At 61.6% G+C, this 18,990-nt stretch carries 15 protein-coding genes; 4 read left to right on the top strand and 11 right to left on the bottom strand.

Annotated features, from left to right (window positions below):
• Positions 1 to 102 precede the first annotated feature (102 nt).
• The 5 genes from C4J83_RS05660 to C4J83_RS05640 all read right to left on the bottom strand — a co-directional run bounded on the left by C4J83_RS05660 (position 103) and on the right by C4J83_RS05640 (position 5,826).
• Positions 103 to 585: a CS1 type fimbrial major subunit gene (locus C4J83_RS05660; RefSeq protein WP_119740765.1), complete on the bottom strand. Its 483-nt coding sequence runs from the start codon at positions 583 to 585 to the stop codon at positions 103 to 105.
• A 5-nt stretch (positions 586 to 590) separates the two neighbouring features.
• Positions 591 to 1,349, bottom strand: a complete 759-nt coding sequence (locus tag C4J83_RS05655) for a molecular chaperone (protein WP_124416525.1) — start codon at positions 1,347 to 1,349, stop codon at positions 591 to 593.
• A gap of 69 nt (positions 1,350 to 1,418) precedes the next feature.
• Complete coding sequence (locus C4J83_RS05650; RefSeq protein ID WP_119738572.1) at positions 1,419 to 2,663, bottom strand: hypothetical protein; 1,245 nt, start codon at positions 2,661 to 2,663, stop codon at positions 1,419 to 1,421.
• Between the two features lie 31 nt (positions 2,664 to 2,694).
• The gene (locus C4J83_RS05645) at positions 2,695 to 5,214 is read right to left on the bottom strand and encodes a TcfC E-set like domain-containing protein (protein WP_124416524.1); all 2,520 of its coding nucleotides are present in this window, start codon (positions 5,212 to 5,214) and stop codon (positions 2,695 to 2,697) included.
• 120 nt (positions 5,215 to 5,334) lie between these two features.
• Complete coding sequence (locus tag C4J83_RS05640; RefSeq protein WP_119738567.1) at positions 5,335 to 5,826, bottom strand: CS1 type fimbrial major subunit; 492 nt, start codon at positions 5,824 to 5,826, stop codon at positions 5,335 to 5,337.
• Between the two features lie 479 nt (positions 5,827 to 6,305).
• Here C4J83_RS05640 and C4J83_RS05635 point away from each other — a divergent pair, with 479 nt between their 5' ends.
• Both C4J83_RS05635 and C4J83_RS05630 read left to right on the top strand, forming a co-directional pair.
• Entirely contained in the window at positions 6,306 to 6,878 is a 573-nt protein-coding gene (locus C4J83_RS05635) for a PadR family transcriptional regulator (protein WP_106579441.1), read from the top strand.
• Positions 6,875 to 7,642, top strand: coding sequence for a siderophore-interacting protein (locus C4J83_RS05630; protein ID WP_124416523.1), 768 nt, complete (start codon positions 6,875 to 6,877; stop codon positions 7,640 to 7,642). The genes C4J83_RS05635 and C4J83_RS05630 overlap by 4 nt, the downstream gene beginning before the upstream one ends.
• A 47-nt stretch (positions 7,643 to 7,689) precedes the next feature.
• Here C4J83_RS05630 and C4J83_RS05625 read toward each other — a convergent pair whose 3' ends face one another.
• Entirely contained in the window at positions 7,690 to 8,316 is a 627-nt protein-coding gene (locus tag C4J83_RS05625; RefSeq protein WP_124416522.1) for a Pr6Pr family membrane protein, read from the bottom strand.
• A gap of 4 nt (positions 8,317 to 8,320) precedes the next feature.
• The gene (locus tag C4J83_RS05620) at positions 8,321 to 8,554 is read right to left on the bottom strand and encodes a VF530 family protein (RefSeq protein ID WP_048720273.1); all 234 of its coding nucleotides are present in this window, start codon (positions 8,552 to 8,554) and stop codon (positions 8,321 to 8,323) included.
• A gap of 213 nt (positions 8,555 to 8,767) precedes the next feature.
• On the opposite strand from C4J83_RS05620, the gene C4J83_RS05615 reads away from it, so the two are divergent.
• Both C4J83_RS05615 and C4J83_RS05610 read left to right on the top strand, forming a co-directional pair.
• Complete coding sequence (locus C4J83_RS05615; RefSeq protein ID WP_124416521.1) at positions 8,768 to 10,786, top strand: TonB-dependent receptor; 2,019 nt, start codon at positions 8,768 to 8,770, stop codon at positions 10,784 to 10,786.
• 558 nt (positions 10,787 to 11,344) lie between these two features.
• Positions 11,345 to 13,762 carry a glucose/quinate/shikimate family membrane-bound PQQ-dependent dehydrogenase gene (locus C4J83_RS05610; RefSeq protein ID WP_106579445.1) on the top strand — a complete coding sequence of 806 codons (2,418 nt, stop codon included), beginning with the start codon at positions 11,345 to 11,347 and terminating at the stop codon, positions 13,760 to 13,762.
• Positions 13,763 to 13,952: 190 nt separating this feature from the next.
• On the opposite strand, the gene C4J83_RS05605 is transcribed toward C4J83_RS05610, so the two are convergent.
• The 4 genes from C4J83_RS05605 to C4J83_RS05590 all read right to left on the bottom strand — a co-directional run bounded on the left by C4J83_RS05605 (position 13,953) and on the right by C4J83_RS05590 (position 18,979).
• A complete protein-coding gene (locus C4J83_RS05605; RefSeq protein WP_124416520.1) occupies positions 13,953 to 16,289 on the bottom strand; it encodes a putative bifunctional diguanylate cyclase/phosphodiesterase in 2,337 nt (778 codons plus the stop codon).
• Positions 16,290 to 16,542: 253 nt separating this feature from the next.
• The gene (locus C4J83_RS05600) at positions 16,543 to 17,715 is read right to left on the bottom strand and encodes an ABC transporter substrate-binding protein (RefSeq protein WP_124416519.1); all 1,173 of its coding nucleotides are present in this window, start codon (positions 17,713 to 17,715) and stop codon (positions 16,543 to 16,545) included.
• Positions 17,712 to 18,686, bottom strand: a complete 975-nt coding sequence (locus C4J83_RS05595) for a CobW family GTP-binding protein (protein ID WP_124416518.1) — start codon at positions 18,684 to 18,686, stop codon at positions 17,712 to 17,714. Before C4J83_RS05595 ends, C4J83_RS05600 begins: the two co-directional genes overlap by 4 nt.
• The gene (locus C4J83_RS05590) at positions 18,683 to 18,979 is read right to left on the bottom strand and encodes a hypothetical protein (protein ID WP_106579449.1); all 297 of its coding nucleotides are present in this window, start codon (positions 18,977 to 18,979) and stop codon (positions 18,683 to 18,685) included. Before C4J83_RS05590 ends, C4J83_RS05595 begins: the two co-directional genes overlap by 4 nt.
• Between the last annotated feature and the right edge of the window lie 11 nt (positions 18,980 to 18,990).

Genomic DNA, 18,990 nt, shown 5'->3' with positions numbered 1-18,990 from the left:
ACCGCCCCAGCGCTTGAAACGGGTCGGTGGCTCGATAAAACCAGCAAGCGAATGCCTGTCTCTCGGCAAGCGGCGGTCACCCGTGAGCGGTGCACGCTCAGCTCAAGGTGCCAGGAAGTCGAACACGATCTGCACCGTGCCGTAGTAGTCCCCGGCCACGTACCCGTCGACGGGCTTGATCGCGGCGATTTCCAACTCCGCGCGCCGCCCCACGCGCGCCTCGGCGGCGTTGACCACTTCGGTACTCTCCAGGGTCAGCGGCACCTTGTTGAACAGCACTTGCAGATCAATCCGCTGGCGACCGCTGAACAGATAGGGCTCGGCCCCCAGCCGCGCAGCCACTGCGCCGGTAAGGTTTTTAACATCAAAATTCTTGCGCAGGCGGCTCAGCTCAGCGGTCACCAGGTTCCAGGCGAGCACTTGATCATGCCCCATCCAATCGGGCTCGGAAGGCAGCACGTAGGCATCGTGCACAGGTATCGTCACCGACACATCGAACGCGTGACGGGACTCAATCGCCCAGGCCTGGGCGGCCACCAATACCAGCACTGCAAACAGCGCCAACCTTGTCAGTTGCTTGACCATCGTCATCACCCGTTGCTGTTGACTGTGACCGGTTTTTTGTTCTGCCCTTCAATCAGCTGAAAGCCGTAGGTGCGGCCGGTTTTTTTCTCGAACACCAGCTGGCGCCCCGGCAGGATGTGATGCTTGGTGGTTGGCAGGCAGTCGCTTTTTGCGGTGAGCGAACAGTCACGAAACTCATCCAGCACCACCACGCTGTTGCCGTTGTTACGCAGCTGGTATTGGTTGGCTGTCTGGTTGATCTGCGTATCGAAACGCGTGGCTTTGGGTCGCACGAAAAACACCGTGCCGTAACCCGCCATGACGTTGATTCCGGCCGCGAGGCTGTCCTTGTAGTCGGCCCGTTCTTCGTCGGTGATAGCGAAGTTATCGTCCTTCTCCGGCACTACGGGAATAAAGCGCACACGGAAATAACGCTCCTTGTCCCTTGCCCCCATGTACAACAGGCGCGTGCCCTGGCGCCCGTTGGCCGGAACGATCAGCCGCGCCGGGCTCGCCATCAGGCCGTCGCGTCGGGTGGCATTGCCATCGCCGTCGGTGAGCGATGCAACCGGCACCTCGCGATGGGTGCCATCGGCGTTGTAGACGATCTCCAGCACGTCGACGCGGATGAACGCCGTGCTCGTGCCGGTGTTGGACACGCGCTTGAGATAGGAACTGCGATCCTGCTCGAGGTAGTCATACACCACGCCGACGTTGATCGCCGGGGCCGCTTGGGCACCGAGGGCACAAAGGAACAACCCGATCCATAACACTGCCTGTTTCATGTTTGATTACGCCTCGATAATTGAACACGGCCCGCGCGATACCCACGGGCCGGGAATGCGGATGGCCGTCTAGACCTGCGAATCCCAGACCACGGTCACCACGCCCGAATAGGTACTCCCGGGCCGCTTGAGCATTTCGCTCATGTCGTCTCGCTGCACCTCGAAGTGCAAGGTGCCGGGCCGGTCATTGATGTAATGCAACGGCTGAAACAGCTCGCTGCCGACGCCATCCAGACGCAGCGCCAGTTTGTTCACCGTTTGTGCGTACTGATCGACCAGGCCGCTGGGCAAGGTCACCGCGACCTGCAGCGGCACTTCATCGCCCTCGGCATTGCGCAGCCCGCAGGTGTTGCCCATGACGATCGAGCATTCGAGCTGCATGTTGAAACGCGAACTGGTGGCGATGCGGAACGTCTGGTCACGGTACAAACGCGCCGGTGCCCGCCCCTGGTTGAGCCAGGCTTGCCAGCCGCCCTGGGGGATCAGCTCGACGCGGTTGCCACCGGGCGGGATATCGACCTTGAGCGCGTGCTCCACGGTGAGCTGGAAGTTGAAGGTGGCGACGGTGTCGCTGGTTTGCATCACATCGCCGATGTCGAAATCCCCACCTGGCCCGAAGGTGTAGGTGAGGCTGCCGGCGTAATCACCGGCCCTCATGGTGAGCGGGTTCGGGGTCCTGAGTTCGTAGGCGTATTCAAAATTGCTGTAGTACATCCAGGGTATGTCAGTGCCGGCCGTCACACTGCAGGCACCGGCATTCTCGGGGACGATCCAGAAAAACAACGCAAAGGACGGCGAGGCCGCCAGGTAATTCACGCCCTGGCAAGGCGCTGGCGCATGCTGCCAGTAGTACGACCACTGAGGCATGCTGGTCGTCGCCCAGCCACTGACTCCCGGTGGGTAGGTGACATCCCAGCGCGCGCCCACTCCGGCTATACGCATCTGGACCGTCTCGGTTTCACCGGTGGCCTGGTGGGTGACCTGAAGGTCTCGCCAGGCCGAGGGCACTTTGAAATAAGCGCCTTTGCGCGGCTCGGCATAAGCCAGCACGGGCTCGCTTGACGCCGCCGAGAAGGGCCTGCGAATGGTGAAAATATTCATCGCCTTGCATCGCGCGGGAATATGCCCGGGGCAAATCCCGCTTTCCGGCGTGGTGTTTTCGAATTTGTTGACCATCGGGTTGCCCGGGTCGGGACGGAACACGGCGGTGATCTCTTCGACAAACGCCTGCGCCGGTGTGCTGAACAAACCCATGATCAGGGCCAGCGCACGGCACGGCCCCAAGGCGCTTCTGGTTGCAGCGACTGACTTCATACATTCTCCGGTTCAAAGGTGCGGGCAGCCATCAGCCGGCGGTTTCCACGCTGAAGTTGGCATCGGCCAGCGTGTCGGGGGTGCAACGCAGGTCGCCGATCATCAGCACGTCGTTTTCGTTCGGGGCGTTGGCCGGGTCGAGGCGGAACTGGCAGAGCAACTGGTTCTGGTAGCGCACTTGCAGGGTGGGCGAGCTGGCGCTCATTTCCATCGAGAAGAATCCGTCCACCTCGCTGACCCCACGGCTGGCGTGGTTGATCACGTGATGCCCCTTGAGCGGCCGACCCTGGGCATCGAGCAGACGCCCCAGCACCGACACGGTTTTCAGCACGGTGACCTTGCGGTAGTCCACACCGCCCTTGTTCAAGTGATACGTAGTGCGCGCCGGTTGGATGTTGGCGGCGGGCGGATGATTGCCGTCGAAATCGAAGTTGACGCTGCTGCTTTTGTAGGCGGCCAGCGGCACAAAATTGCGACCGGGGCGCAAGACCGCGCCACCGCCACTGACGTCATCGGCGCGCAGAGTGATGGCGTCGAGGTCTGTCTCGACATCGATGATCATGCCCGCGCCCGTGCCGTGGTACTGGCTGGTGAGCAGCGCCTTGTCGGCGCCGGCCACGAACGTGCTATTGAGGTTCAGGCCGCCGGTGAATTTATTGTTGAACGAGCTGCGCTGCAGGAAGCCGTCGCCGCTGACCGTGTCGGTACTGAAGCTGGCCGTGCTCGACAGGCCAACGCCATAAGTGTCGGTGATGGCAGTGGCCGAGACGCTTTGCAGCAGGTGGTCGGTGAGGTCCTGGCGCAAGGTGATCGAGGCATTGTTGTCACGGCCGCCATCACGCGCCGTGCGAGACCCGACACTGCCTGAGACTTGGCGACCATCGGTGCCCAGCGCCAGGCTCAACGTGACGTCGATGCCACGGTTGCGCTGATCGTCAGTGCCGTTGGTGCCCGGTCGGTCGAACGCCGAGAAGCGCCAGTTGGCGTCGCTGCCCATCAAGGTACTGCGCCGGTTCCAGCCCAGGTCCAGGCCGGCGCCTTCGACATTGCCCTGGCTGTGGGACAGGCGCACGTTCCAGGAGTTGAGCGCATCGACGCGGTGGTTGACCGACAACGCGGTGTTGCTCGTTTCGCCGACAAAGGTGTTGCGCCGCAACCGCGTGCCGTCGGGCAGCGTGTCGTAGGTGTCGCGGGTGTCGAGCCAGCTGCGGTTGTGGCTGAACACCAGGTTGGTGGTGCCCAGCGTGTAAAGCGCCTGCAGGTCCATCCCGGTGCCGTGTTCCTGTGTCTCATACACGTTGGCGTAAACGCTGGTGTTGTTGGCGACGGTCCAGTCCACCGAACCGCCGTATTGCAATTGCTCACGCACTTCACGTGCCGACAACCCAAGAATCACCCGAGGGTGCAACAGGTAGTTGACGGAGGCGCCGGTGGTGATGGCGCCGGAGGCCTGGTCGTCCCAGTTGCTGAATAATTTGGTTTCCCTGCCGGCAAACACGTTGTAGCGCCAGCGGTCGTCGGCATTGCGCCAGTTGCTCGGTTTGTACACCAGTTCCTGGGAAGTACTGACAGTCACGCCGTCTTCCACCAGCCTCACTTGCACCTCATAGATACCGCCGGGCAGTGGGCGGGTGTCGAGCGTCTGCAGGCCGGCCGCCACTGACTGGCTGTTGAGCAGCAGGCCATTGCGGTAGATCTCCACGGACGCCTGACGATTGGCCGTGACGTAGATCGGATAGACGCTGGCCTTGGCGTTGTTGATCGCCAGCGTGTCGGAGCTGCCGTACATCACGCCCAGGGCCGTGTCGGGGCTGGCGCCAAAACTGCGCAGCTGTCGGGTCAGGCCATCGGAATTGGGCGTGAAATGGCCCAGGCGCAGAAAACGTCCTTCGAGCTCGCGCTGGGTATACAGCTCGTGGATCGCGTGGCGCAGGTGTTCTTCGTCGCCACTCTGGCGAGCCAGTTGCAGGTTGAACACCTGGCTCCAATTGCCCAGGCTGGCGCTCGCCTGCAAGCCGTAACGCCCGCCGAGGTCTTCGTCCTGGCCGCCATTGAGGTTCAGTTGATTGTTGACGATCAAGCCACGGCTGCCGCCTTCCGGCTGCGCGTAGTAGCGCGGGGCGTCGTCGGCGTGTTCGACGTTTTGCGTGATGATCGAAAGCTGCGAGCTCTCGAGGCTGTAGTGGGTAGACAGCATCTGCGCGGGGCACGCCTGGCTGCATGCGCCCAGCGCCACACCTTTTTCAAGGATGGCCTGCCAGGTGTCGCGGGTCGCCAGTGGGACTTTGCTGTCGCCCACGTCGGTAAATTCGAGCAGGGTGACGCGGTCATCCCGGGACAACACGATTAACGCTTCGCCGAGCAACTGCTGGTCAAGGTCGACCCGCACGGCCAGCGGTACATCGAAGAAGTGATCACTGAACCCGGTGGGCAGGCCTTGGGCCTGAGCGATCAGACTGCCAGGGTTCTCAACACCGGAATTCGGCGCCGCCAGGGCACCCACACAAAAAAAAAGCGCAAGCGCCGCCGCGATGGGAGTCATCGGGAACATGAACACATACTCTGAATGCCAAATGACAAGAATGAAAATCAGGCCGGCGGCCCCTGAACAACCAGCCGGCCTGCTGACGCGATGCCCACGAGCACGAGGCTCAAGGGGCACTCATTGCCATCAAAGAGCTGGCAGCACCGCGTCAAATACCAGCGGCATGACGCTGGTGTAGTTGCCACGCTGAGTCGCCGAAGGTTTGGCGGCGTCGATACGCAGTACGGCGCCCAGGCCCGGCGTGGCATCAGCTTCGTTGACAACTTCCTGAGGCGTGCCACTGAGCACCACACCATTCAAGGTGGCGGTCAGTGGAATGTTTTGCGTGGCATCACCGTTGAACAGCACTGCCGGGCCGCCATCGATATAAGCGTGAATAGACCCGTTGGTGTTGCGCATGTCGTAGACCGCAGACAACGGCGCCAACTCGCCATTGGCCAGGTTATAGGCCATGGCCTCGTCACGGCCCCAGTTAGGGTCGCGCGGCTGCACATGGAACACGGTGGTCGGGATGCTCGCCTTGATATTGACAGTGTGATTGGCCTCACCGGCCGCGAACGCCATGGAGGACAGCGCCATGGCAGCCAAAGGGGCAGCGATTGCGAACTTCTTGAACATAGTCGACACCTGTTATTTGCATTGAGATATATCGCTGAACGTTGAACACCAGACACGGCACAACGTGCGAAGGGCATTACGCGCTTATCAGTGTTTGAAAAGCACCGTAATGATCACGCAATTCAAATAACCAGGATGCCCGCCATTTCTTATACGCCTGTGGCTTTAATTAATAATTTTTGAGGGAAAAAGATGGCACATTGCCAAAACTTTTAATTGATCCGTAAGAACAGGACTACACGTCTATATTCGCAACTTAACTGTGGAATAAAAGTCCGTCAGAACAGTACCACAACAGTCATGTTGTGGATAAACATCGACACTTAAAAAGTTGAGCATTAACTCTACCTGTCATTCACACCTCTGGCCGCTGTCTTGAAAAGACCAGACCGCTGGCCACCGACCGTTGGTCGCCTCAGTCTTTCGCCGATCAAAGATATATCTTACGTTGTATCTTAACCAAAGCGGAGAAAGCGAAAATGAGAGAGCATCCCCACCAACGCGACCACGGTGATGGCCGTGACGGTTTTGAAAAACGCCCCGGCCGCGAACGCGGTGGTCGTGGTCCACGCGTGTTTGCCCCTGGCGACCTGAAATTGCTGCTGCTGGCCTTGATCGGCGAACAGCCCTGCCACGGCTACGACCTTATCCGTCAGATCGAAGGCCTGTTCGACGGCGCCTACAGCCCCAGCCCCGGCGTGATCTACCCGACCCTGACCTTTCTTGAAGAAAGCGAATTGGTGACCGGCGATACCGAAGGTGGAAAAAAACGCTACACAATTACCGACGCTGGTCGTCTTTCCTTAAGTGAGCAGGCGATTGCCCTGGAAGGCGTGCGCATGCGCATCGACGTCAGCAAACGCTCGCTGCGCGGCCATGATCGCCCGCCCGAAATCCATGAGGCGGTGCACAACCTGCGCCATGCCTTGCAGCTGCACCACGGGCGCTGGAGCCCGGAAGAAATCGCGCGTGTCGCGGCGCTGCTCAACAGCACCGCCCAAGCCATTGTCGACGGCCCGGCCGTTCAACCAGTCCAGGGGAAAGCTCAATGAATACGCAAGCCATCCACCGCGTCACCCACGAGATCAAGCGCCGCCGCCTGGAAGTGCTGCGCGTGACCGACATCACCCCGCGCATGCGCCGCATCACTCTGGGTGGGCCCGAGCTGGCAGGTTTTATCAGCCTGGGCAGCGACGACCACATCAAGCTGCTGTTCCCGCAGAACGCCGCCGAACAGGCCGCGCTGGAAAGCCCGAACTTCAGCATCAAGGGCGAGGGCCCACAACCGGCCATGCGCGACTACACGCCACGGCGTTTCGACCTGAACACCGGTGAACTGGACATCGACTTCGTGCTGCACGGCGATGGCCCTGCCTCTACCTGGGCCGAGCAGGTGCAGGTCGGCCAGCACCTGTACATCGGTGGGCCACGCGGTTCGATGATCGTGCCGGATATGTTCGACAGTTACCTGTTGATCGGCGATGAAACCGCCCTGCCCGCCATCGCCCGGCGCCTGGAAGAATTACCGGCGGGCCGCAAGGTGCTGGCAGTGATTGAAATCGCCAATGCCGCAGAACAGCAAGTGCTGAACAGTGCCGCCGATGTGCAAGTGATCTGGGTAATACGCGGCCAGGACGACCTGCTAGAGACCGTTCGCACACTGACGCTGCCGAGCGGCTCGCTGTACAGCTTCGTGGCGACGGAAACCAAGCTGTCGCGCCAAGTGCGCCGCGTGCTGCTGGACACGCATCAGGTCAATGAAGCGTTTCTCAAGGCTGTGGGTTACTGGCGTGCAGACGGCAGCGAAGAAGAGTAAGCCAATCGAGGTCAAAATGGTGGGCGCGGACTTGCCCGCTCCCACCCTTAGGTTCGCGGCGGCTTTAAGCATTTATCCAGCCCCACCACTGCCAATGAAATCCCGATAAACCCCGCCAGAATCCCCCCGGCATTCACAAACACTTGTGGATAACCGAGCGTGTCCACATCAATGAACGGGTACTGATACTGCCCGAGCAAATGCCCGCGCAGCAGCACATAGCCGAAGTACACCAACGGGTAGATCACCCAGGCGCCGATGTGGTTGAAACGCAACGTGCCCTTGGGCACACACCGCCACCAATAAATCACAAACAGCACCGGCATGACGTCGTGCAGCAATTCATCGGCGACGAACTGAAAGCCTGTGGGGCTCCACAAATGCCGCAGCAGCAAGCTGTACGCCAGGCTCACCACGACGATGCTCGCAGCAATCGCGCTACTGACCCTGGGCGCCAGAAAAAACCGCTTGGCGGCTGAATCCCGACTGACCAGCGCATAGCTGAGCACCACCACCACCAACGTGTTGGTCAGCACCGTGAAGAAACTGAAAAAGTTGATCAACCCGCCCAGCAGGCTGGCGCCCGCGGTCCAGCGCGAATAGAAAATCAGGTATTGCTGAATCGCCAACCCTACCCAGCCGGCCAGTGCCGCAGCCGCGATGAAACGCTTCATGGGCTCAGTCCAGTGGGCGTTTGGTACGCATCAGCTTCACGTACAACCCTTCGACTTTCTCCCGCGCCCATGGGGTTTTGCGCAGGAACGTCAGGCTCGACTTGATGCTCGGATCGCTCTTGAAGCAGCGCACATCAATGCGTTCGGCCAGGCCTGCCCATTCGTAGTGTTCCACCAGGGTGGTGAGGACGTGTTGCAGGGTCACACCGTGGAGCGGGTCGTTGCTTGTCGCGGTCATGCCGGGCCTTTTGCACTAAGAGGAAACACAGCCGCGCACCTTAGCCGACGGGGCGTACAGGTGGAAGCACTGCATTGAATATAGACCCTGGAGAAAAGTTCCCCTTTTCAGCGAAAAGGGAGATGTTATATTGTAACGATAAATATCAAAAGTAACTGACCCGATACCGTTTCAGCCTTCTCTTTTTTGTGCCGTTTTGCCAAGGAATGTTCGATGTCCCTCTCTTCTCTCTGGCGCTTGACCCCACTTGCCGCCGCTCTGCTGATCTGCTCCAAAGCCCACGCCCTGGAACTGCAACCCCAAGTCATCACCGGCAATCCATTGGGCAGCGAACAGCTCGCCTCACCGACCACAGTGCTGGAAGGTGATGACCTGACCCTGCAACAAAAAGGCAGCCTCGGCGAAACCCTGAACAAGCAACCGGGCGTGTCCTCGTCCTACTTCGGCCCGGGTGCCAGCCGGCCGATCATTCGGGGCCAGGATGGCGACCGCATTCGTATCCTGCGCAACGGCGTGGGCGCGCTGGACGCCTCGTCACTGTCCTACGACCACGCCGTGCCGCTGGACCCGGTCAACGTCGAGCGCATTGAAATCGTGCGCGGCCCGGCCGCCCTGCTGTACGGCGGCAGCGCCATTGGCGGCGTGGTCAATACCTTCGACAACCGCATCCCCACCGAAGCCATCGAAGGCATCCATGGTGCCGGTGAATTGCGCTACGGCGGCGCCGACACCACCCGCAGCAGCGCCGGCAAACTGGAGGCCGGCAACGGCTCCTTCGCCTTGCACCTGGACGCGAACGCGCGGGAATTCAACGACCTGAAAATCCCCGGTTTTGCGCGCAGCCGCCACGCCCCGGACACCGAAGATGGCCCCGGCAAAAATGGCCGCCTGGGCAACAGCGACGGGCGCCAGGACGGTGGCGCGGTGGGTGGTTCCTACACCTGGGACGACGGCTACGCCGGCCTGTCCTACAGCAACTACGATGCAAACTACGGCTCACCCGCCGAGCAGGACGTGCGCATCCGCATGAAGCAGGATCACTACGCCTTCGCCTCCGAAATCCGCAACCTGCAGGGCCCGTTCACCTCGGTGAAACTCGACGCGGGCTACACCGACTACGAACACCGCGAAATCGAAGGCGGCGAAACCGGCACGGTGTTCAAAAACAAGGGTTACGAGGCGCGCGTAGAAGCTCGCCATCAGCCAATTGGCCCCTTCGATGGCGTGGTCGGCGCGCAAGTGACCCGTAACGAATTCTCAGCCCTGGGCGAAGAAGCCTTCGTGCCGCAGACCGACACCAACGCCGGCGCCCTGTTTATCCTCGAAGACATGCAGGCCACCGAGCGCCTCAAACTCAGCCTCGGCGCTCGCCTGGAACACACCAGCGTCGACCCGGACGCCAAGGGCAATGCGCGCTTCGCCAATGCGGATAAAACCAATGACTTCACCGCCGGCAGCCTGTCGTCCGGCGCCGTGTACAGGCTCACGCCGGTCTGGTCGCTGGCCGCGACCCTGGGCTACACCGAGCGCGCGCCGACCTTCTACGAGCTGTACGCCAACGGTGCCCACGTCGCCACCGGCACTTATGAGTTGGGCGATGCCAACCTGAAAAAAGAAAAAGCCGTGTCCAGCGACTTGGCGCTGCGTTTCGACAATGGCACCCACAAGGGCAGCTTCGGGGTGTTCTACAGCCGCTTCTCCAATTACATCGGGCTGCTGGGCACCGGACGCACGCTGAACGATGACGGCGAAGAGGACGCGGGCGGCATCCCTGAGTACAGGTACTCGGGCGTGCGTGCACGTTTCGCCGGTTTCGAAGCCCAGGATCACTGGAAACTCGGCGAAAGTGCCTACGGCAAGTTTGCGTTGGAGCTGTCAGGCGATTACACCCGCGCAACCAACCTGGACACCGGCGAAGCCTTGCCGCGTATCGCGCCGCTGCGCTTGAACAGCGGTTTGCTGTGGGAACTGGACCGCTGGCAGGCGCGGATCGACGTCGAACATGCGGCAGGCCAGGGGCGTGTGCCGAGTAACGAGAGCGGTACCGATGGCTACACCACCCTGGGCGCGAGCGCGGGTTATCACTTCAACGTCGGCGCCAGTCAGTGGCTGGCGTTCGTCAATGGCGAAAACCTGACCAACCAGACCGTGCGCTATGCCAGCTCGATCCTGCGCGATATCGCACCGGCGCCGGGGCGCAGTGTGCAATTTGGTGTGCGTACCACTTTCTGACACGCCCTTTGGGATCGTTTTTTGTAGCAAAAGTGCTTCCTGTGGCGAGCGGGCTTGCTCCGCGTTGGGCCGCGAAGCGGCCCTGAAATCAGTCAATGAGCTGTACCTGACACACCGCATTTCTCATTGATCAGGGCCGCTTCGCGCCCCAACGCGGGGCAAGCCCGCTCGCCACGACAAACCAGCACGCCACCCTCTCAATCCAACTTGGGAATTGGGTTTGCGCAGCCATTTTTGCAGCGACGTTCTGTCACTGTTACCAGAACTGAAATGATGCATCTCTCGATTTAGTCTTTCTCAATTCGAGAAGGCGCTTTATCCTTGCCGCAACAAACTGAAACGTTTCATGCCTGCGGTCGATCCCACCTTGCCGAACTTACCCCTCTTCAGAGACAGCGCTGTCTTATACCGACCTGCGCACGGGAATAAATCGCCCGCCTGTGGATAACCCTCTTATCCCCAGAAAAACCGAATTAACGCTGAACCAAGCCCGCGCCGAATCGTCATCTACAGTGAAGCACGGGGTTACATAATTCCAACGTCACGGAGAAACACACTATGAGCACTGATGGTGCTTCAAGCCCAAGCCGCCTGCTGCCCAGGCTGCTGGGGATCTTGCTGCTGATCATGGGGCTGGCCTTGCTGGCCGGCGGCGTCAAGCTGAGCATGCTCGGCGGGTCGCTGTACTACCTGCTGGCCGGTATTGGCATCGCCCTCACCGGCGTTTTGCTGCTGGCCACCCGCCGCGCTGCGCTGGGTCTGTACGCACTGGTGCTGTTCGCCAGCACCGTGTGGGCACTGTGGGAAGTCGGCCTGGATTGGTGGCAGCTGGTGCCGCGCCTGGCCCTGCTGTTCGCCTTGGGCATCGTCTTGCTGCTGCCGTGGTTTCGCCGTCCGTTGCTGCGCGGCCAGCCTGCGCCGCTGGGCACCGGCGCGCTGAGCGTGGCCGTGGTGCTGGCGGGCGCTGCCGCCCTGGCCAGCCAATTCACCAACCCGGGTGAAATGGTCAAGACCGGTCAGCTCGACCGCGACGCCGTGCCTGGCATGGCCAGCGCTGCACCGGCCCAGGCCGATGGCGACTGGAACTCCTACGGTCGTTCGGCCTTCGGTGATCGTTACTCGCCACTGGCGCAGATCACCCCGGAAAACGCCCACAAGCTGGTACCGGCGTGGACCTTCCGCACCGGCGACATCCCTGGCCCGGGCGATCCCGGTGAAACCACCGCAGAAAACACCCCGCTGAAAGTCAACGGCATGCTCTATGTGTGCACGCCGCACAGCCAGGTGATTGCCCTGGACCCGGACACCGGCAAGGAAATCTGGCGTTTCGACCCGAAGATCAGCACCGAAGGTGCCGCGAACTTCAAAGGTTGGGCGCACATGACCTGCCGTGGCGTGTCGTATCACGATGACGCCGTGTACGCTTCCGAGCAAAGCCCTACCGGCAGTGCCAGCACTGCTCCGGTCAGCGCCGTCTGCCCGAAACGCATTTTCGTACCGACTGCCGACACCCGTCTGATCGCCCTGGATGCCGACACCGGCAAAATGTGTGAAGACTTCGGTGACAAAGGCCAGGTCGACCTGCGTGCCAATATCGGCAGCTTCGCCCCAGGCGGTTACTACTCCACCTCGCCACCGGCCGTGACCAAGAACCTGGTCGTGATCGGCGGTCACGTGACCGACAACGTTTCCACCGACGAGCCTAGCGGCGTGATCCGCGCGTTCGACGTGCACACCGGCAAGCTGGTGTGGAACTGGGACAGCGGCAACCCGGACGACACCACCCCGTTGGCCGAGGGCAAGACCTACACCCGCAACTCGCCGAACATGTGGTCCATGTTCAGCGTCGATGAAAAACTCGGCATGCTCTACCTGCCGATGGGCAACCAGATGCCTGACCAATACGGCGGCGACCGTACCGAAGATTCGGAAAAATACAGCGCCGGCCTGACTGCTCTGGACATCGACAGCGGCCACGTGAAGTGGACCTTCCAGTTCACTCACCACGACCTGTGGGACATGGACGTGGGCGGCCAGCCTAGCCTGATCGACATCAAGACCGCACAGGGCGTCAAGCAAGCGGTAATGGCTTCGACCAAGCAAGGCAGCATCTACGTGCTGGACCGCACCAACGGTCAGCCTGTGGTGCCGATCAACGAAATCCCTGTACCGCAAGGCGCAGTGGCCGGTGATCACACCTCCCCTACCCAACCGAAGTCCGACCTGAACTTCATGCCGCCGCCGCTGAAAGAACGCGACATGTGGGGCGTGACACCGTTTGACCAGATGCTGTGCCGGATCGATTTCAAATCCATGCGCTACGACGGCCCGTTCACCCCGCCATCGCTGCAAGGCTCGATCGTTTACCCAGGTAACTTCGGCGTGTTCGACTGGGGTGGCATTTCTGTCGACCCGGTTCGCCAGATTGCCTTCGTGAACCCAAGCTACATGGCGTTCAAATCGAAACTGATCCCGGCTGCCGACATTGCCAAGCAAGGTCCACGCGTCAGCGAAACCGAAGGCGTACAGCCGAACAAAGGCGCGCCGTACGGCGTGATCCTCGAAGCGCTGCTGTCGCCTCTGGGCCTGCCGTGCCAGGCTCCGGCGTGGGGTTATGTGGCGGCGGTCGACCTGACCAACCACCAGACCATCTGGATGCACAAGAACGGCACCGTGCGCGACAGCTCGCCGGTTCCAATCCCGCTGACCATGGGCGTGCCTAGCCTGGGCGGGACATTCACCACCGCCGGTGGCGTGTCCTTCCTCAGCGGCACCCTCGACCAGTACCTGCGTGCCTATGACGTTAAAAACGGCAAGCAGCTGTGGGAAGGCCGCCTGCCAGCAGGCGCGCAAACCACACCGATGACCTACACCGGCAAGGATGGCAAGCAGTACGTGCTGGTCATGGCTGGCGGTCACGGCTCGCTGGGCACCAAGCAGGGTGACTATGTGATGGCGTTCAAACTGCCGGACTAAGTGTTAACCGGCGGTAAAACAAAGGCGGCTACCTGATGGGTAGCCGCCTTTTTTTGTGCCCATGTTCACTCAATGTGGGAGCTGGCTTGCCTGCGATGGCGGTGCAACAGAAACAGATTTTTTGACTGCCACACCGCCATCGCGGGCAAGCCCGTTCCCGCAGGGTTCAGGGGTGTTCAGGCGAGTGGGTTTACAGGGCAATCCGCTCTCGCCGCATCCACATCTCAAACGCCATGGCATTCAACGGCTTGCTGATCAGGTGACCCTGCGCCGTGTCGCACTTCCACTGCCTGAGCAGCTTCAGGCTGGGCTCGAACTCCACACCTTCGGCCACCACCTTGAGCCCCAGGTTGTGGCTCATTTCGATGGTCGAACGCACAATCACGCCGTCTCCGCTGGCGCTGTCGAGGTTGCGGATGAACGACTGGTCGATCTTCAATTCCTGCACCGGCAAACGCTGCAACTGCGCCAGGGATGAATAGCCGGTGCCGAAGTCGTCCACCGACAGGCTGATGCCACAGCTGCGCAATTGCTCCAGCACACTGAGCGCCTGTTGCGGGTTGTGCATGATCGCGCTCTCGGTGATCTCGAAGGTCAGTTGCTGCGCCGCGACGCCGTATTGCATCAGCAAGGCGGTGACGCGAATGGCCAGGTCGTCATCGGCCAGGTCGTCCACCGAAATGTTGACCGACAGTTGAATGTGCAAACCGCGCCCTGCCCACTCGGCGATCTGCCTGATCGCCTCCTCGATCACCCACAGCGTCATGCTGCGCATGCTGCCGGTGCGTTCGGCCAAGGGAATGAATTCGGCGGGCGACACCTGGCCCAGCGTCGGATGCTGCCAGCGCAGCAAGGCTTCCGCCTGGCGTACGTGGCCATGAATGAGGTCGAGTTTGGGCTGGTAGCACAGGAACAATTCGCCTTCGACGACCGCGCGGCGCAGGTCGCGGATCAGCGTGATCTGGCGCTGGTGCGCCAGGTCGCGGTCTTGCTGGTAGATCTGCAGATGCCCGGGCAGGCTCGCCGCATCATGCCGGGCGATGGCGGCGCGGCTGATCAATTCTTCAACCTGCTGGCCGTCGGCCGGGTAGGCGGCAATGCCGATGCTGACTTCATGCCGCACTTCGTCGTTGCCGATGCGCTGGGGCTCGGTGAGCAGCGCATACAGGCGGTCGGCGCGGGCGACCGCGCGGTCGATCTCGGTGTTTTCCAGCAACAGCAAAAACTCGCTGCCGGCGATCCGCGCGGCGGTGTCACTGGCCAACAGGCACATGGACAGGCACCGGCTGGCCTCACGCAACATTTCTTCCACGCCCTGCGGCCCGAAGCCTTCGTTGATCACTCGGTAATTTTCAATCCCCAGGTACAGCAACACCACCGGGCGCTGTGCACTGATCGCACTGCCCAGGCGCTCCATGGCCAACGCGCGATTGGGCAGGCCGGTGAGCGGATCATGCAGGGCGTTATGGGCCAGCTGCCGCTCGCGCACGGCGATGCCGCTTTGCATTGCATTGAAGGCCTGGGCCAGCAAGCCGAATTCATCGTGACTGCGCACCCGCACCGGTGTTCGATAATCACCGGCCCCAATCCGCTCGGCCGCTTCCACCAGGGCATTGAGCGGGCGTGACACGCGGCGCGCCAGCAACAACGCGGCGGCCAGCGACACCAACAACACCGCCAGGGCGATGCCGAGGAACTGCCGGTCCAGCGGCGCAAAAGACTCAAGCGCATGGTCCAGCGGGCTTTGCAGCAACACGCGCACCTCATCGCCCTCGCCGGTGTTGGCCAGCGGCAGCACCTGGCTGAGCACGCGTTGCCCATAGAACAGGTTGATCTGCGCATCGGGGTTGAGGTGCGCCTGGTGCAGCGTATCGATGATGGTGGCCCGGTAGGCCTCTGGCTGGGTGCTGAACAACTCGCCGACCTGGCCGTTCTGCACGCTGAGGAACGACACTTCAAGGTTGCTCATGGAACGCAGTTCGTTGGCGAACAGCTTGTCCATGGGAAAGCCCATCACCACGCGGGCGATGGGCTGCGGGTCGAGGACGACATCCTGCACAAGCAGATAGGGCTGGCCGTCCATCGCGACGATAAGCATCTGCAAGCCGCTGCGGCGCGCATGACGCAAGGCCTCGTCGTATGGGAATAGCTGGCCGTGTGTCAGCACCGGCAAGGTACTGACCATCACCTTGCCATCCAGGCCCAGCACAAACACTTCGCTGGAACGCAGGCCGGTGCCATGCCGTTGCAGCGCGGCCATCACCGTTTCGGGGTTGCCCTCGGCGACCGCCCGTTTGAAGGGGCCGTCGGCGGTGAGCCAATCCAGCCCGTATTGCAGACGACGCCCGCGCAGGTCGAGCAAACGTTCGAACACTTGGCTGCCCGTGTTGAGCTGAACCTGGGCCTGGTTCTCCACGGCGCGGGTGGTGGCGGCCTTGACGGCGAAGTAGGTCGCGGCCACGACCACCAGCAGCAATAGCGCCAACACCCCGGCAATGCGGGTCTGAAATGTGTGGCGCCACTTCATTGCCGTGGCCTCTGGCAGCACGCGCCTCTCTGTGCCGATCCGTCCCTTTGTCATACGCATTCCTGGCGGCTGCTGACCTGGCGTCAAAAAAACATCCGTTTTTAATGAATGGTTGGTTCAAGCAGATTAGCTGGGGGCTGGGATATGTACACCCAACAGGGACGGGGATGTGCCTGTCAGTTTATTGGCGGCAAACGCTTGGCTTGGAGGGCTGCAGGGGCATTACCCTGAGGGAATGACGGGGGCGTACTGATCACACACGTGCGCGCATGAAGTCCCCCCACCGCCGCACCAGATAATTGTGCTCATCCATCACCGAGTTCCACACCGCAATGTGGCCCATGCGCTGCTCATAGGAGCCACCATCGCGCACCTCGCCGACGTCGATCAACGGCAAGCCATCACTGCCGAGCAGCTCCTCACGGGCGGGCTTGCCGGCATACCAGTAATCCCACTCGGCGCTGCTCAAATGATCGCGGGTGCGCGCCGGGTTACCGATGTAATAGCCCTGACGCGCCATCACCGCCCCCGGCCAGCCGGATAACCACCAATTGAGATAAGCATAAGCCGCATCCAGCACCGGCCCCTGGGCATGGCGCGACAACGACAACCCACCAAACCATCCGCGGTACCCTTCACGGGGCACCGCCAGCCGATACTTCACGCCTGCCCGGTGCAAGCGCATCAGGGTCGGCGACCACAGACTCTGGATATCAATGCTGGGGCTCAGCATCAACTGCGCGGCCTCTTCATCATCCGACCAGAACGCCGCAAAGTGCCCCTCCTTCTGCTTGCGCACCAGAATGTCAGCCAGTACATCGATCTCTTCGATGCTCATATTGCCGATGTCCCTGAACTGCGCCAGCCCTGCCCCCTGCACCGCCAATGCGGCATCCTGCGCGCCAATCGCGGCATCGCTTTGCAGCGCAGTGCGCGCGCTCCAGGCCGGGTCGAGCAGCCAGCCCCAGCTTTCATTGCCGTGGCTGAAACCTTCGGGCAAACGCTCCGGGCGGTAGGCAAAACTGTCGGCGTTATGGGTCAATGGCAGCATGCTGATGCGCTCGGTGACGCTGCTGCCGAGGCTGCCGTCGTGCTGCACGAACAGGCGCTCGCTGGGTACGCTGCCGCTGCCCAACCGGTCATTGGCCGACAAGCGACCCCGTTTGGGCAAGTCATTGATCTCGTGCCACAAGGCGATGCGCCGCGTGTCGATAGGCTGGATCGCCCGCGCCGGCCAGACGAAATCAACGTTGTGAAACCATTGGTCGTAGAGGTCGTAGCTGTCGGGCTGCATCACGGCGATGCGCTGGGCCTGCGCCACGTCGTGCACCTGATAGACCAGGCGAATACCCAGCTCTTTTTCGGCGCGAACGCGCAAGCATTCCAGCAGGGTCACGGACGTACCGAGCACACGTAATGTGATCATGCTGCCAAGCGCCGTGAGAACACCTCGAACGAGCGCCGCAACAGCGCCGGGTCGAGGCCGCGCAGGATAAACACCAGCCGCGACTGGCGGTCGGTGCCGGGCCACGCGGGCAAGTGCACCGGGGCGTGCAGGCAATGCTGCACGCCATGAATGACGATGGGAGCCGAGCTTGCGTTCACGTTGAGCAGTCCTTTGACGCGAAGGATTCGTTCGCCGTGGCATCTTAACAGCATCGACAACCAGACCCCGAAACCGACCCAGTCCAGCGGTTGGTCAAAGGTCAGGCAGCATACTTGCGCCGCGCCGTGGCGGGCCGTGGTGGTTTGATGCAGCTGCCAGCGGCTGACTTCAACGGCCGGTTCGGCGCTGCGCAAGCCTTCGCCAAGCAGCAACTGATCGCCGCTGTGAACCTCATGGATGTCAAGAATCGGCGTCCCCGCATTGAGTGCCCGCAAGTGCGCGCGCAGTGCTTCACAATCGCCGGCCAAGTCGGTCTTGCTCAGCAGCAGACGGTCGGCTGCCGCAACCTGGGCCAGCCATTCCGGGTGCAGGCGCTCTTGCAACGTGGCGTGACTGGCATCGACCAGCGTGATCACCAAGCCGATGTGAAAACGCCCGCGCAGTTGCACATCGTTGTTCAGCGTGGCCAGGATCGGCGCCGGATCGGCCAGGCCGGTGGTCTCCAGGATCACCCGCTTGAACGCCGGAATTTCACCGCGCTCGCGCCGTTGCAACAGGCCGAGCAATGCATCTTTGAGCTCGCCGCGAATCGAACAGCACACGCAGCCGCTGGGCAGCAGCACCGTGTCGGGCGCAACTTCTTCCACCAGCAGATGATCAATGCCGACATCGCCAAATTCGTTGATCAGCAACGCGGTGTCACCCAGGCTTTCGCCCTGCAACAGGCGCTGGAGCAAGGTGGTCTTGCCGCTGCCGAGGAAACCGGTGATGACGTTGAGGGCAATGCTCATGATGACTCCAGGTGATCAAGCAAGCGGGGATCCAGCGGATCCAGCGGACGGCCGAGCATGCCTTCAGCCGCTTGCCAGAGTTGATCCAGGCCACTGGCCAATGCCTGCTTGCCGGTGGCGCCCAACAACAGGTAAGACGCGCCCTGGAAGTCTTCGACCTTGAGCCGGAACACCGCCAGTACCTGGTTGATCGCCGCAATCCGGCGCAGGCGTTCACGGCGTCTTGGCAGTTCATCGCCCAAAGGATCGCTCCAGTGCAGGTCTTCGCCGAGTAATCCGCAGAGTCCGCACATGGTTACACCTC

This window comes from Pseudomonas sp. LBUM920, assembly GCF_003852315.1.
Classification (GTDB): domain Bacteria; phylum Pseudomonadota; class Gammaproteobacteria; order Pseudomonadales; family Pseudomonadaceae; genus Aquipseudomonas.
This window is presented reverse-complemented; position numbering and strand designations above follow the sequence as displayed.

What these genes read in the sequence shown, in the direction of transcription:
- C4J83_RS05590 (WP_106579449.1), bottom strand. Translation starts at nt 18,979, where the DNA reads ATGTGCGGACTCTGCGGATTACTCGGCGAAGACCTGCACTGGAGCGAT.
- C4J83_RS05655 (WP_124416525.1), bottom strand. Translation starts at nt 1,349, where the DNA reads ATGAAACAGGCAGTGTTATGGATCGGGTTGTTCCTTTGTGCCCTCGGT.
- C4J83_RS05660 (WP_119740765.1), bottom strand. Translation starts at nt 585, where the DNA reads ATGGTCAAGCAACTGACAAGGTTGGCGCTGTTTGCAGTGCTGGTATTG.
- C4J83_RS05600 (WP_124416519.1), bottom strand. Translation starts at nt 17,715, where the DNA reads ATGATCACATTACGTGTGCTCGGTACGTCCGTGACCCTGCTGGAATGC.
- C4J83_RS05645 (WP_124416524.1), bottom strand. Translation starts at nt 5,214, where the DNA reads ATGTTCCCGATGACTCCCATCGCGGCGGCGCTTGCGCTTTTTTTTTGT.
- C4J83_RS05650 (WP_119738572.1), bottom strand. Translation starts at nt 2,663, where the DNA reads ATGAAGTCAGTCGCTGCAACCAGAAGCGCCTTGGGGCCGTGCCGTGCG.
- C4J83_RS05615 (WP_124416521.1), top strand. Translation starts at nt 8,768, where the DNA reads ATGTCCCTCTCTTCTCTCTGGCGCTTGACCCCACTTGCCGCCGCTCTG.
- C4J83_RS05640 (WP_119738567.1), bottom strand. Translation starts at nt 5,826, where the DNA reads ATGTTCAAGAAGTTCGCAATCGCTGCCCCTTTGGCTGCCATGGCGCTG.
- C4J83_RS05625 (WP_124416522.1), bottom strand. Translation starts at nt 8,316, where the DNA reads ATGAAGCGTTTCATCGCGGCTGCGGCACTGGCCGGCTGGGTAGGGTTG.
- C4J83_RS05610 (WP_106579445.1), top strand. Translation starts at nt 11,345, where the DNA reads ATGAGCACTGATGGTGCTTCAAGCCCAAGCCGCCTGCTGCCCAGGCTG.
- C4J83_RS05630 (WP_124416523.1), top strand. Translation starts at nt 6,875, where the DNA reads ATGAATACGCAAGCCATCCACCGCGTCACCCACGAGATCAAGCGCCGC.
- C4J83_RS05635 (WP_106579441.1), top strand. Translation starts at nt 6,306, where the DNA reads ATGAGAGAGCATCCCCACCAACGCGACCACGGTGATGGCCGTGACGGT.
- C4J83_RS05605 (WP_124416520.1), bottom strand. Translation starts at nt 16,289, where the DNA reads ATGAAGTGGCGCCACACATTTCAGACCCGCATTGCCGGGGTGTTGGCG.
- C4J83_RS05620 (WP_048720273.1), bottom strand. Translation starts at nt 8,554, where the DNA reads ATGACCGCGACAAGCAACGACCCGCTCCACGGTGTGACCCTGCAACAC.
- C4J83_RS05595 (WP_124416518.1), bottom strand. Translation starts at nt 18,686, where the DNA reads ATGAGCATTGCCCTCAACGTCATCACCGGTTTCCTCGGCAGCGGCAAG.